We start from the raw sequence: 13,502 nt of genomic DNA on the forward strand, positions 1-13,502 counted from the left end.
GATGAATATTGATATTACAGGACTTCCATCACCTTGTTATCTTGTTGACGAAAGACTTCTTGTCAAAAACCTTGAGGTTTTAAATTCTGTTCAAGAGCGGACAGGCTGCAGTATTTTGCTCGCTCTTAAGGGATTTTCGATGTTTTCGACCTTTCCTCTGGTTGGCAAATACTTAAAAGGCGTAACCTCCAGTTCGTTGTTCGAAGCACGACTTGGTCGCGAAAAAATGGACAAAGAGGTTCACGTATACGCACCTGCTTATGTTGACAGTGAATTTGATGAGCTATTGGAGTATGTTGACCATATTGTTTTCAACTCCTTTGATCAACTGAAACGCTACAAAAGCAGAGTGCAAGGCGTAACTTCCAAAAAAATCGACATCGGCATTCGAGTTAATCCAGAATATTCGGAAATCGAAACGCCGTTGTATGATCCTTGCTACAACAACTCCAGAATGGGTGTGACCCTGGCTAACTTTAGACCTGAGGATCTGGATGGCGTGGACGGTATTCATTTTCATACGATGTGTGAACAGAATTCAGATACGCTAGAGCGCACCATTAAAGTCGTGGATGAGAAATTCGGGCCATACATTAAGAACATGAAATGGCTCAATTTCGGCGGCGGTCACCATATTACCAGAGAAGACTATGATCTGGACACGCTGGTACGCTGTATTCAATATTTTCAAGATAAATATGGTGTGCAGGTTTATTTGGAGCCGGGCGAAGCTATTGCTTTGAATACTGGATATCTGGTTGCTACCGTATTGGATACGATGAAAAACGGAATGGATATTGCCATTCTGGATACTTCGGCTGAATGTCATATGCCTGATGTACTGGCAATGCCATATCGCCCGAATATCATTGATGCAGGCCAGCCTGGTGAGTATGCTTACACCTACAGACTTGGTGGACTTACGTGCTTGGCTGGAGATGTGATTGGAGACTATTCCTTTAAAGAGCCACTGAAGCCGGGAGACAAGCTTGTATTCTGCGACATGGCCCATTACACGATGGTCAAAAACCACATGTTCAACGGAGTCAACCTGCCAGCCATCGCCAGCTACAACGACGAAGAAGGCATTAAGGTAATCCGTCAGTTCTCCTACGAGGACTTTAGCTCACGTTTGTCGTAAGACTTACACAGGGGTAAAAGAACTAAGTGCACCGAATAGAATGACTGAACTACAAAAGCCTCGCCCCTCAAGAAAGGGGTGAGGCTTTTGTAGTTAGAGGTTTTTTGGTTTTTATATGTGCCTGTTGTATTATCCAATACGACAGCAGGCATTAAAAAATGAGTTACTTCTTGAAAGTTACATAAATTTAATTAGTCTACCTTACAATTCAGAAGAGATTTTATAGTCAAATATACGTCCTCCAAATTGAAGTCCTGGCACCTCAACGGCTAGGTAGTATTCTTTACCTTTTTCAAGTTCTACATCTAAGAAATATTGACCGTCTCTTGAACGTTTAATTTTATGACCAGTACTGTCGTAAACAGTCATTTGCAACCAGGAATCAGAATATCTATCTCCCTGAATTGTAAAATGAACTTTTTGCGACTCAAAAGCCTTAATTTTATATACATCGTAGGCTTCCCAGACTCCAGGCACTCCCTCTGTACCAAGTCTTCCGATAACAGCATCACCTATAAAATAGTAGTTAGCCTGTTCAAAACTATCATTTGGTTCCTGCTCATGATATTCAAGTACAGAGGCAGGAGTTAAGTCTTTTGTTGTATTTGCTTCTTCGGCTAAAGCGACACTGGCAGAAGTACTTAGCATAAGTGTCAGGCCTAATGAAGCTAACAATGTCTTTTTCATGAAATAAAACACCTCTCTTTTTAGGGGTTATATTCTTAAATGAATATATGAGTAATTTTTTCTGAATTATTTATATATATCATTCAATAGAAAAGGATATACACAAAATAAGTAGAAGGTACAAACGAGCCATAAGAAGAAGATATGAACGTAAAATCGTCAGTTCTTCTACGACGATATAGCTATATTTGCCGTAAGATAATAGGGGTTCAAAGATGTAAAAACGTGGACCCAGTAAAAAGGATCGCGTTTTTGTTATGCTTCAACTTTACTAATTGATTTGTTTAATCGTGGAAGAAACTCTATAGTCGAACACTTGACCAACATCGGCATCAGTTGCTTCTACTAACAAGTAGTAAGTCTCTCCAGCTTTAAGATTTAAACCTAAACGGTATTGACGTTCTTCTGCACTTCTTTTGACGCTTCCTTTACTGTCAGCCACACTAAGCCTCATCCATGCTTTGGGATATATTTCTCCTTGAATATTAAATTCGTAGAATCCAGACTGAGAAGCTGTAAACTTATAATAATCGACAAAGTCATAATAGCCTGCATATCCTCCAGGAATTTTCCTTCCTAAGCTCCCATAGATATCGATTCCATCCCCTACTGTTATTTCACTGGTAATTTCATCAAACCAGTTATTAGGCTCTGTGTCGGCGTACCATGAATTAGAAGGCTGGATAGATTCCTTTTGTAATGCGGGTGCTGCTTCTTGAGCAGATGCAACGGCGGTGGATGTGCTTAATAGAAGTGCAAGACCTAGTGTAGAAAAAACTGCCTTTTTCATTTAATAATCTCTTCCCTTCTTATATTTTGGGATTTAAACGAATATATATAGCCAATCCCATCCATTATTATATATTGAATCCCAATAAAATGGAATAAAAATGGAACTATAAACAAAAATATATATTTTTTTGTCACAATTATGCGTTTTTACAAATTTATTCACTAAACTTCAATTAAGAGTTAGCCAACTTACTGTATACTATAAAATCCCGTCTTAATATGCTGTCGTGAAAAGGGGCATCCTATTTTAGGAGTAACACAAGCTATGTTATACTCCATAATTGGAGGTGAAAAATATATGTTCGATCCGACGGTTTTTGATAATTTAAAAGTGGCCATGGAAAATACAGTATACGATCTGGATAATCTAGATTCACGTATTGACATTACGCAGCGAATCGACAGATTGGAAATGTCTGTGATGTCACGTGAATTTGCTGTCCAATTCAGACTGAGAGAACACCCGAGTGTGACAGCAGAGATTCAACTGAAGGCAGATTTAAACAACTTGGCTGCGGAAATTTTGGAAATCAAAGATCAAATTCCGGGATGTGTCTTGTTGCTGAGTTTTTACATGGAAATTCGTGAAATTGAGTCACAATGCAGCCGGATTGAAAATATACTGACCGAAATTTGGAAGCCCGATCTTCGACCGGTACAAACGCTTAGTCAGATTTACGGAGAGAAGACATCTACATACCAAAATAGGATTGAACTCCGATTTTCCAGACAAATTAACGAAGATCAGATGGAAGACATTCCAGAGCTGTTGGAACACATATTGCTGACGCTTATGGAATTAAACAAGGTCTAAAGGGTTAGGCCCTAATGTAAATGACATTAGTAGACCAACAAGTTAACGTTAGAGGAGTTGAAAGTATAAATGAATGAACTTGAATTCTCTCAAGTATATGCGATTATGGAGGCTTCTTTTCCTGAAACGGAATGCAGGACATTCGAGTCACAGAGGGCTTTGCTTCATCATCCGTGTTATCGTTTACTTACCCAAAAGGACGAACAAGGGCAAACAATTGCTTTTTTGGCGGGATGGGAGTTTACAGATTTTCGGTTTGTAGAGCATATTGCCGTAGATTCGGCTATACGAGGTGGTGGGTTAGGTAAAGAGCTTATGAGCAAGTTTATTTCACAGTCCGATAAACCGGTAGTACTGGAGGTTGAGCCACCAGTGGATGAGTGGACTCGGAGAAGAATTGGTTTTTATGAACGTTTGGGATTTCATCTGAACCATTTTGACTATGTACAGCCTCCTTTAAGAGAAGGACAGGCTGATCTGCGGCTTCAAATAATGAGCTATCCAGGTGCGCTGGCTGAACAGGATTTTGCTCCGTTTAAAGAGATCTTATATACCGAGGTCTATGGGTTAAATAAGAAGATTGTATAGCTAATGGTGCTTCATTATCGTTCATGTTTTGTCCATACCATTACAAATTCTTTCTCGTCAGTTTCGGTATCAATAGATTCCGCTTGAATGGTAAATCCATTTTTAGTATAGAAGTTGAATGCTTTTGTGTTCGACTGGTATACCTTTAATTGAATCTCATTATGTTGCTTCTTGATCCAATCTAGTAGTAACTGGCCGTAGCCTTTTCTTTGAGAATCAACACGTATAAACAGAGCTGCTAAGTATCCATCCAACATGGAAACGAAGCCGCCAATGCTATGATCATCTTGTATGATAACGTAGTTTTGAGCGAGAGGAAGGTACCTGTTTTCCATCTCGGTAACTTGTGATGCCCAATACTGCGGAGCAATAAAATGATGGGCTTCTATGGAAGCATCTAGCCAGATGGCTGCCAACTCGTTGAGCTCTTCCACATTTGCGGGTCTAATCGACATCGTATCTCCTCTTTCACGGTGCAGTATGTAATCTTATAGATGATGTTGAAATAAAAAAGACCGTCCGAGGACGGTCTTTCTACCCGTGGCGCTTATTTAAAGCTTTGATCCGTATCCCGCGCCTCCGTCAACTCTGTAAATTAGAGAATAACGGACCGGGTAAGGGATACGCTCAACATGTGATTATTGATGTTGACGCACCTCCTTTCCTGATGGACCCATTTTACCATATCTGGTTTGTGATATCCAGTGATTTTCTTATATTTACGGAAATGATTCATAGAAAATATAATATAAAAATAGCTTGATTTTATGTTCTATGGAAGATATAATCTAAATTACCGTGATTGAAAAACATCGGTGTGAATACATAATATGCGGTCGTGGCGGAATTGGCAGACGCGCACGGTTCAGGTCCGTGTGGGCTAACCCCCCGTGGAGGTTCGAGTCCTCTCGACCGCATCATAGCCTAACATTTACAGGTTCTTGGATTGGCTGGATGCCACCAAGAGCCTGTTTTTATATGGTTAAGATGCGCCTACCATTATAACTTTTTTATTTATACTGAAATATATATTTAATATAGTCTTTTGCACTCTGATCAATGTCTTCGTCGCTTGCTTGAAACGAGGCTCCGAAGACAGCGAAATAGGGTAATGTTATGGCGCCAACATGCACTGCGCTTGCCTTAAAAGGTGCTATAACTTCATCTACAGTAAAAGAAACGGAACCAGTAGGTAAGTAATTTTCTTTTTTATCGCCAATGGACATGGCTATCCCTAGCTTCTTTCCTTTTAACTTATCACCCTTTGAACCATAAGCCCATCCATGGGTAAAAACATCATCGAACCACTTTTTTAATAAAGGAGGGTAACTATACCAATACAAAGGGAATTGAAATATGACATTATCGTATGCTTCAAGTAGCTGTTGTTCTTTCAAAACATCAATGCTCCAGTTTGGATACTCTTTATAAATCTCATGAATTGTAATTTCATTGGTATATTGAAGTAATTCTCGTTTCCATCTGTTATTTACTCTAGAATCTTCGATATTGGGATGAGCTAAAATCACAAGAGTTTTCATCATAAATCACCTTTCTTACGTAACATATTTGCCTTTATAGATGCTCTATTATTATTCTGTATGCTTCAAAAAAAGTAAATACACACAATAAAGTAAGATAGTTACTTGAAAGTATGCATTGGACTTAAAGTGAAGATATGCGATTATAGAATTAATTAGATAAACTTTGTTATTTTTAGCGTTGAAGAGGTGGTACTATGAAACAATATAATTTAGGCATAGAAGCAACACTTGAGATCATCGGAGGTAAATGGAAATCATTAATCATATGTTTATTAATGTCTGGTAGAAAAAGGACAAGTGAATTACAGCGTAGTATTTCAGGCATTTCTCAAAAGGTTCTTATACAGCAACTTCGCGAACTTGAAAAGGATGGTATCATAGGTAGACATGTGTATAATCAAATGCCTCCAAAAGTGGAGTATTATATAACGGAATATGGAATTACAGCAAATGAAATTATTGACTTAATGTGTTCTTGGGGAAGGGCTAATATCCAAATAAGACAACAGCAAGGAGAAGATGTGATGTTGTTAGAAAATGATTCAAAATGAATAGTGGAGTAAAAAAGCGTTGCAGACTATGATGTTTACGGTAGTTTTCTTCGGCTGTCTTCAAGTGTTATGTTATGTGTTGAGCCGCAAGCTGATTTGCTATATAGTTATGACTGGACAACCATTACATCCATATTAAATGAATGCTAAAGTAGGGGGACCCTTGCAATGATTATTAAACCGAAAATCCGTGGTTTTATATGTACGACTGCACATCCTGCAGGATGCGCGGCTCATGTTAACCGTCAGATCAACTACATCAAAGACAGCACATCAATACAAGGAGCTAAAAAGGTGCTTGTGATCGGAGCATCTACTGGATACGGGCTGGCTTCTCGTATTGCTGCGAGCTTCGGTCTGGGAGCGGACACCATAGGGGTATCCTATGAACGTCCCGCATCTGAGGGGCGCACGGCTTCAGCAGGCTGGTATAATACGGTAGCCTTTGAAAGAGCGGCCAGAGCAGCCGGCTACATAGCAGAAAGCATTAATGGAGATGCTTTTTCTCATGAAATTAAGCAGGAGACGTTGAAGCTGGTAAAGGAAAAGCTGGGCAAGGTAGACCTGATTGTATATAGTGTCGCTTCACCGCGACGGACACATCCCGATACAGGTGAGACCTTTAATTCCGTTCTCAAGCCTATCGGACAGTCTTTTTCTAATAAAACAGTGAATACGAATACAGGTGTCGTATCAGAAATTACGCTAGAATCGGCTACGCAGGAGGAAATTGAGAACACCATCACGGTAATGGGTGGCGAAGATTGGTCCTTGTGGCTAAAAGCGTTGGAAGAAGCTGATCTGCTGGCTGAAGGGGTAACCACACTGGCTTACTCGTATATTGGTCCCGAAATTACGGAGGCTATCTATCGTAAAGGAACCATTGGCCAAGCTAAAAATGATTTGGAAGCTACAGCACATACTTTAACAAAGCAACTGGAGCGTTATCATGGAAAAGCTTACGTTTCTGTGAATAAAGCTTTGGTTACACAATCCAGTTCGGCTATTCCAGTCGTACCTTTGTATATTTCTTTGCTGTTTAAGGTCATGAAGGAAAAGGGACTGCACGAGGGATGTATTGAGCAGGCACAACGTCTGTTCGAGACGCTATACAGTGGGTCCACTGTGGAAACGGATGAAGAAGGACGCATTCGGCTGGATAACTGGGAAATGAGAGACGATGTGCAGCAGGCTGTCAAAGCAGCTTGGTCCGAAATCACTACAGAAAACGTATCTGAATTGGGTGATCTCGAACAATACCGTCTGGATTTCCTCCAATTATTTGGATTCGGGTTTGATGAAATTGATTATGAATTAGACGTTAATCCATAGGTTGATACACTTTCATAAGTGATATTTGTAAAACAAAAACGGGTACTCTCAAGCGATGCAATTGCTTAAGAGTGCCCGTTTTTTATGTATATTGGCAAAAAACAAGTTGCACTCGTTTCACTAACAGCATTTATCGAGAATTAGACGTGGGAAGCGACTTACGGTGCAGCAAGCGAAAAACGGCAATGGTAATGATAATCCCCGCAACGCCAAAGACTGCAACAGAAGTCAGAGCTCGATAGGCTTGCCAGCCGAACAAAAATGCAATACCACTGCCAAACGTTGTACCTGCCAGTAACCCAAGTGCGCAGGCAATATCCGTTCCAAATTTCATAAACATGTTCCTTTCGAATGTGTAAATTTAAAAAGCAACTTGTACTTTTTCGCTGGACTTGGACATACACTTGTGCGTACAATTAAATAGTAATCGTTTTCAAACGGAATCTATTAATCATTATGGATCATTCTTGTGCAAATTATTCCTTTTTCAGGAGGTAGATGAAATGAATATGAATGAGCAGATCAAGCTGTGGAACGAAGAGACGCAGGCTAGTAACGCTGATCATCCTCACCGAAAGGTTGAATTGTTTATTGAGGTACGGGATGGAGCACTGGAGTCTGTTGTTCCATATCTGAACCAACAGGATTATCGTCATGTAACTCTGGTAGAAGATGAGCATACTTCAGCGGCGGCAGGAACAAAAGTAGCTGAGCTGATTCGTGAGGCAGGTTTGACAGTTGATGTAGTTCTCTTACCTCCGAATGCTGTAGGGGATGTCATTGCTGATGAAACCTACATTATGAAAGTGCTGCTGGGTGTGGCGGATAAGAGTCAGGCTGTACTTGCTGTAGGCTCCGGCACGATTCATGATCTGGTTCGCTTCGTATGTTATAAAATGAATCGTCCGTTCTTGTCAGTACCGACGGCTGCTTCGGTGGATGGTTTTACCTCCGCAGGCGCACCACTAATTGTGGATGGCAGCAAGCAGACATTCCAAGCAGTTCCGCCAGAGGCGATCTTTGCTGATTTGTCCGTGCTGGCAAATGCGCCACAGACGATGACTGCGGCTGGTTTTGGCGATATGCTCGGTAAGTTCACCTCACTAGCGGACTGGCATGTTTCCAGAGATTTGGGAAACGAGCCGTATTCACCTGTGGCTAATCGCATTACCGAGGAGGCTTTGCGTGCCTGTATAGAACATGTCAATGAGATTGCGGCAGGTAGCAAGGCTGGGGTCGAGGTATTGATGAATGCGCTGATTGCATCCGGTATTTCGATGCTGATGATAGATCATTCTCGTCCAGCGTCAGGGGGAGAGCACCATATTTCCCACCGAATTGAAATGGATTTTATCGCAGAGGGACGCAAGCAAGTTTTGCATGGTGCCAAAGTAGGCGTAGCATCCGCATTGCTGTCTGACCTGTACAGGGATTTAGCAGCCAGTCAGGATGTAGAGGCATTTAAGGTGTATCGGGAATTGCCTACGTCGGAGCAGATGCGTGCATGGCTGGCTCAGGTCGGAGGCCCATCTACCATTGCCGAGCTCGGGGTTACGGAGGAACAGCTTGCTCGTGCATTGCGCACGGCTCATACCTTGCGTGATCGCTATACTGGACTTAAGTATATGAATGAACATCAATTGCTTCGTTCGTAATGTGCAACCTCTACACAAATTGTCCTTTAGATATTCAGCCACTCATGTGTGGCAAGGAAGGGATAAGCGAATGGGTTTACACCTCCGGCAGCAATACGACGATATCCTGTTCTGTAACATTTGTATGTACAAATGAACGGTATGCTATAATCGTGGAATATGGACAGGTACACGATATTGCAAGTACGGAGGAAATTATGGCGCCCAAATATATACAAGTTAAACAGGAAATTTTGTCCTGGATTCATTCATCTAAACTGGAACCACAAAGCCAGCTTCCATCTGAGCATGAAATGTCTGAACAATTTGCCGTTAGTCGACAAACGGTGCGTCAGGCGCTGGGTGAGCTGGTGCAGGAAGGCTGGCTGTTTCGGATGCAGGGCAAGGGAACTTTTGTCGCGACACGGGACAGCAAGCAGCCCGAAGATCCAAAGACGATTGGAGTCATTACAACCTATATATCGGATTATATTTTCCCATCCATTGTACAGGGAATTGAATCTAAATTGAGTCGTCAGGGCTATAAGATGCTGCTGTCAAGCACAGGTAATGACCCTGAGCAAGAGAGTCAGTGCCTGGAAATGCTGTTGAGTCAACCGCTGAGCGGAATTATTATCGAACCGACCAAAAGTGGAGAGCGTAATCCCAATCTGAACTATTATTTAACCGTGGAAAATCGCCAAATCCCTTATTTGATGATCAATGCGCGTTATGAGGAAATGGATGCGCCATGTCTGCGAGTAGATGATGAAAAGGGTGGTTTTTTGGCGGCAGAGCATCTGATTAAGCTGGGGCACCGACGCTTGGCCGGATTTTTCAAAACCGATGATATGCAGGGGATTCTTCGTATGAAGGGATTTGTGGCCGCTCACCGCAAATATGGTGTGACACTACACCCGAACGCAGTAACGACTTACCGGACAGAAGAAAAAAATGAGATTCCGCTACAACGTGCGTCGAGGCTATTGGCGATGGAGGCGGGAGAGCGTCCTACTGGATGGGTGACCTACAATGATGAGCTGGCTGTTCGACTCCTGGATATTGTACGTTCGGTGGGCCTGAACATTCCCAATGATCTATCGTTGGTTGGGTTTGATGATTCATTTTTGGCGACAGCAACGGAAATCAAGCTAACGACAATTCGGCATCCAAAGGAAGAATTGGGGTTACGTGCTGCCGATACCATGCTGTCGATGATTGAAGAGAAGGGGTACCATGAAGAAGATCGTCAGTTAATTCTACCTCCTGAGCTCATCGTTCGTGAATCTACTGGGCCTGTCCAGGTCATGCCTGGAGAACACTAGGCTGGAAGATCAGTCGGTTTTATTTCTTAACATGTAAGGACAAGTTAGTAAGTATACAGCTTTAACGCTTAATATTTGTTGGCATGTTTCTCGTCATACCGAACAGTCTGTTTTCTGGATTGCAGAAATAGGCTGTTTTTGTTATATTTTTTCTGAAAATGAGTATATGAATCTATCGAAGAAACACATAAAAAGACTAGCTAAGTTGTACGTACAATAATATAATGAAAGCGTAACCATCAATAAAGGGCCGTTAAGACCTTCCTGCAATTTTCCATTTGAAGTTAGTTTCATTCACCTCCTCCATTGCAGATTTCAGAAATGATAGTAAAAGGTGTGTCTTATACATATTAGAACAATTGAAAAAGGAAGTATGGAAGGCCAATTTGGCTCTTCCAAGGCGTGGCCTATGAAGAACTGAAAGCGGAGCAACTGGTTGTACTGATTCTACAAGGCGATATTGTCGAGGTTGACCTTCGGCCTTCGTCAGATACGCCTACACATCATCTGGCACTGTACCGTTCTTTCGTTCGGAATCCAGAATTCACCTTAGTGGATCTGGCGCTGCTGGGTAAGCATTTTCTGCACAAGCATGGGCGAATGCTTATTATGGTCAAACGAAAAAGGAGGAGGCACACAAATGAGCAAGTATACAATTGGTGTCGATTATGGAACGGAGTCCGGCCGTGCGGTTATTGTTGACCTGTCTGACGGAGCTGAAATTGCTACACATGTAACACCTTACCGTCATGGAGTTATGGATGAAGTGCTGCCTGGTAGCGGACGCAAATTGGAAATGGATTGGGCGCTGGAACATCCGGCTGATTATATTGAAGTGCTGACTATTTCTATACCTGCCGTTATGAAGGAGACTGGCATTTCTCCAAACGATATCATCGGGATCGGAATTGATTTTACAGCATGCACGATGCTGCCGATTGACGCGCAGGGACAACCGTTGTGCTTTGACGAGAACCTGAAAGATAACCCGCATAGTTGGGTGAAACTGTGGAAGCATCATGCAGCACAGGATGAAGCGGACCGTTTAAATGCCATTGCTTCGCAGCGAGGAGAGGTGTTTCTGCCCCGCTATGGAGGGAAAATTTCTTCCGAATGGATGATCGCAAAAATTTGGCAAATTCTGAACGAGGCACCGGACATTTATAATCAAACAGACCGCTTTGTAGAAGCGACCGACTGGGTAATTTCCCAGCTTAGTGGGGAACTGAAACGGAATCAGTGTACAGCTGGGTACAAGTCTATTTACCATCATCGCGAGGGTTATCCGGATCGTGAATTTTTCAAAGCGCTCGATCCGCGTCTAGAAAATTTGACGGATACAAAGCTGCGCGGTGAGATTTATGATTTGGGTGCCCGTGCGGGTGGATTAACAGAGGATATGGCTGCAAAACTCGGACTGAATCCGGGAACGGCAGTAGCGGTAGGCAATGTGGATGCACATGCGGCTGTTCCGGCAGTAGGCGTCGTCACACCAGGCAAGCTGGTGATGGCGATGGGAACTTCCATTTGCCATATGCTCCTCGGTGAGGAAGAAAAAGAAGTAGAGGGGATGTGTGGCGTTGTAGAGAACGGAATTATTCCGGGCTATTACGGGTATGAGGCTGGACAATCGGCGGTAGGAGACATTTTCGCATGGTTTGTGGATCATGCTGTTCCTGGCGAAGTGAAGGAGCAGGCAGTTGCGGAAGGTGTGAACGTCCATGTATGGCTGGAGCGTAAAGCGGCTGAATATAAACCGGAGATTAAGGTGGCAGCTTCCACCCAAACTCCTGCATTGGGTGCGGCCATGTTCGCAGCAGTGGCTGCGGGAGCTGAAGCTGGAGGGTACGACGATATCGTCGAAGCAGCGCGTCATATGGCTCGTGTACGGGACGAGAGCTTCAAGCCGATCCCTGAGAACGCGGCCGTGTATGATAAGCTGTACGAGGAATACAGCCGTCTTCACGACTACTTTGGACGTGGAGGCAACCCGGTGATGAAAAAGCTAAAGACCATCAAGGAAGAAGCCAGACGTTCAACTGAAACGGCAAGCATTCATTTTTAAGAAACTGACAAAATATAAGCAAGAAGTATTTAAAACTCTGTTATCTAAAAAGCACAGTACACCGAGGAATCGGCAGACTGTGCTTTTTTTGCATTTTATATTCTGTGAATTACATGATGTGAAAGTCTCAGTGGATGAAAGATGGTAATGCGTTCCTTTCAAAGACTTTCATGAAAATTACAATCGTTTCGGTTTACGGACATTTTTACTTTTTCAGCATGGCATCAGCAAACAAAATGGATTTTGGAATACGGAAAAACTGTTCCGCCTGATCCTGGAAGGTTTGCGAAGGAACGGTACCCTGATGCAACCATTTCCGAAATGTACCGGGGTGAACGCCAATCCAATGACTCACATCGGTCACCGAAATATCATGTACCATGCACAGACCCGCCAAGATCCGATTTTTAACCGGAGAACGAGTCACAGTCCGTTTCATAAAACGGGACGGCGATGGTTGACAGATGAGCGGTGAACGCCGGACAACCTCTTCATTAAATAGAATATGGTGCGGATAACCAAGTGTATTACACGTCTTTTCCAGATTAGTGTTGCCGGGAATGCGACCTTCATATACCCACGCACTGACACTACGGGAGGAAATGGAAAGCTCCTCGGCAAGTTGGGACAGTTTAATGTCATTAGCCATCAAAACGGCAAGCAAAACGCGATTGCGCACTTGACAGCGTGTTGGTTTACGAAAACGTTTGACACGCACGCCTTTTCCCAAATATTTGCGATTGATCAGAGACCACGCCTGAATGGAATGTTTATCTTGTTGTTTAGGCATATACCCTCCGATTTTTTTTAACCACATACTACTATACCCGAAGGGGGCTTTGCAAGTGACTCCTCTCCTGATTTTCTTTTAATCCCATGGGCTTAACCGGTTTATGGAAAATAAGGTCCATTTGGCCTATAAAAATGGAAGTTTAAGGTGCCGATATATTAAATTGTGACATTTTTTATGGAAATGGAGGTAATATGTTCTTCTCTTATGATTGTAAGGATGTACAGAGAGAAAAGTGG

14 protein-coding genes, 1 tRNA gene and 1 pseudogene are annotated in these 13,502 nt (G+C 42.6%); 10 read left to right on the forward strand and 6 right to left on the reverse strand.

All coding sequences use genetic code 11. From position 1 onward, the window contains the following. Window position 1: 1 nt before the first annotated feature. The gene (gene nspC / locus NLX78_RS00925; protein WP_023987969.1) at window positions 2-1,141 is read left to right on the forward strand and encodes a carboxynorspermidine decarboxylase; all 1,140 of its coding nucleotides are present in this window, start codon (window positions 2-4) and stop codon (window positions 1,139-1,141) included. Between the two features lie 201 nt (window positions 1,142-1,342). Here the strand turns inward: nspC and NLX78_RS00930 are convergent, their stop codons facing one another. Beyond that, a complete protein-coding gene (locus NLX78_RS00930; RefSeq protein WP_254349395.1) occupies window positions 1,343-1,828 on the reverse strand; it encodes a hypothetical protein in 486 nt (161 codons plus the stop codon). A gap of 271 nt (window positions 1,829-2,099) precedes the next feature. Then, window positions 2,100-2,618, reverse strand: a complete 519-nt coding sequence (locus NLX78_RS00935) for a hypothetical protein (RefSeq protein WP_254349396.1) — start codon at window positions 2,616-2,618, stop codon at window positions 2,100-2,102. 300 nt (window positions 2,619-2,918) lie between these two features. Between NLX78_RS00935 and NLX78_RS00940 the strand changes: the two genes are divergently transcribed. After that, window positions 2,919-3,434, forward strand: coding sequence for a hypothetical protein (locus tag NLX78_RS00940; RefSeq protein WP_254349539.1), 516 nt, complete (start codon window positions 2,919-2,921; stop codon window positions 3,432-3,434). A 69-nt stretch (window positions 3,435-3,503) separates the two neighbouring features. After that, window positions 3,504-4,022: a GNAT family N-acetyltransferase gene (locus tag NLX78_RS00945; RefSeq protein ID WP_250267988.1), complete on the forward strand. Its 519-nt coding sequence runs from the start codon at window positions 3,504-3,506 to the stop codon at window positions 4,020-4,022. 14 nt (window positions 4,023-4,036) lie between these two features. Here NLX78_RS00945 and NLX78_RS00950 read toward each other — a convergent pair whose 3' ends face one another. Next, window positions 4,037-4,477 carry an N-acetyltransferase gene (locus NLX78_RS00950; protein WP_254349397.1) on the reverse strand — a complete coding sequence of 147 codons (441 nt, stop codon included), beginning with the start codon at window positions 4,475-4,477 and terminating at the stop codon, window positions 4,037-4,039. Window positions 4,478-4,854: 377 nt separating this feature from the next. Between NLX78_RS00950 and NLX78_RS00955 the strand changes: the two genes are divergently transcribed. Further along, window positions 4,855-4,939, forward strand: a tRNA-Leu gene (locus tag NLX78_RS00955). Window positions 4,940-5,032: 93 nt separating this feature from the next. Here the strand turns inward: NLX78_RS00955 and NLX78_RS00960 are convergent. Further along, entirely contained in the window at window positions 5,033-5,563 is a 531-nt protein-coding gene (locus NLX78_RS00960) for an NAD(P)H-dependent oxidoreductase (RefSeq protein ID WP_165176719.1), read from the reverse strand. A gap of 197 nt (window positions 5,564-5,760) precedes the next feature. On the opposite strand from NLX78_RS00960, the gene NLX78_RS00965 reads away from it, so the two are divergent. Together NLX78_RS00965 and fabV are read left to right on the forward strand one after the other, a co-directional pair. Continuing rightward, entirely contained in the window at window positions 5,761-6,117 is a 357-nt protein-coding gene (locus NLX78_RS00965; RefSeq protein ID WP_069079881.1) for a winged helix-turn-helix transcriptional regulator, read from the forward strand. Between the two features lie 168 nt (window positions 6,118-6,285). Next, window positions 6,286-7,449, forward strand: a complete 1,164-nt coding sequence (gene fabV, locus NLX78_RS00970) for an enoyl-ACP reductase FabV (protein WP_254349398.1) — start codon at window positions 6,286-6,288, stop codon at window positions 7,447-7,449. A gap of 130 nt (window positions 7,450-7,579) precedes the next feature. Here fabV and NLX78_RS00975 read toward each other — a convergent pair whose 3' ends face one another. Next, window positions 7,580-7,783, reverse strand: coding sequence for a hypothetical protein (locus NLX78_RS00975; RefSeq protein ID WP_160789610.1), 204 nt, complete (start codon window positions 7,781-7,783; stop codon window positions 7,580-7,582). Between the two features lie 169 nt (window positions 7,784-7,952). On the opposite strand from NLX78_RS00975, the gene NLX78_RS00980 reads away from it, so the two are divergent. From NLX78_RS00980 to NLX78_RS00995, 4 genes and pseudogenes are all read left to right on the forward strand, one after another. After that, window positions 7,953-9,104 carry a sn-glycerol-1-phosphate dehydrogenase gene (locus tag NLX78_RS00980; RefSeq protein WP_254349399.1) on the forward strand — a complete coding sequence of 384 codons (1,152 nt, stop codon included), beginning with the start codon at window positions 7,953-7,955 and terminating at the stop codon, window positions 9,102-9,104. A 197-nt stretch (window positions 9,105-9,301) separates the two neighbouring features. Next, window positions 9,302-10,408 carry a GntR family transcriptional regulator gene (locus tag NLX78_RS00985; protein WP_061828631.1) on the forward strand — a complete coding sequence of 369 codons (1,107 nt, stop codon included), beginning with the start codon at window positions 9,302-9,304 and terminating at the stop codon, window positions 10,406-10,408. A 347-nt stretch (window positions 10,409-10,755) separates the two neighbouring features. Further along, window positions 10,756-10,936, forward strand: a pseudogene (locus NLX78_RS00990) (class II aldolase/adducin family protein); the annotation flags it as partial. Window positions 10,937-11,048: 112 nt separating this feature from the next. Beyond that, window positions 11,049-12,473, forward strand: a complete 1,425-nt coding sequence (locus tag NLX78_RS00995; RefSeq protein WP_254349400.1) for a ribulokinase — start codon at window positions 11,049-11,051, stop codon at window positions 12,471-12,473. 205 nt (window positions 12,474-12,678) lie between these two features. Here the strand turns inward: NLX78_RS00995 and NLX78_RS01000 are convergent, their stop codons facing one another. Beyond that, a complete protein-coding gene (locus tag NLX78_RS01000; protein ID WP_013370447.1) occupies window positions 12,679-13,263 on the reverse strand; it encodes a helix-turn-helix domain-containing protein in 585 nt (194 codons plus the stop codon). Between the last annotated feature and the right edge of the window lie 239 nt (window positions 13,264-13,502).

This window comes from Paenibacillus sp. Lou8.1 (assembly GCF_024213565.1).
Classification (GTDB): Bacteria; Bacillota; Bacilli; order Paenibacillales; family Paenibacillaceae; genus Paenibacillus; species Paenibacillus polymyxa_B.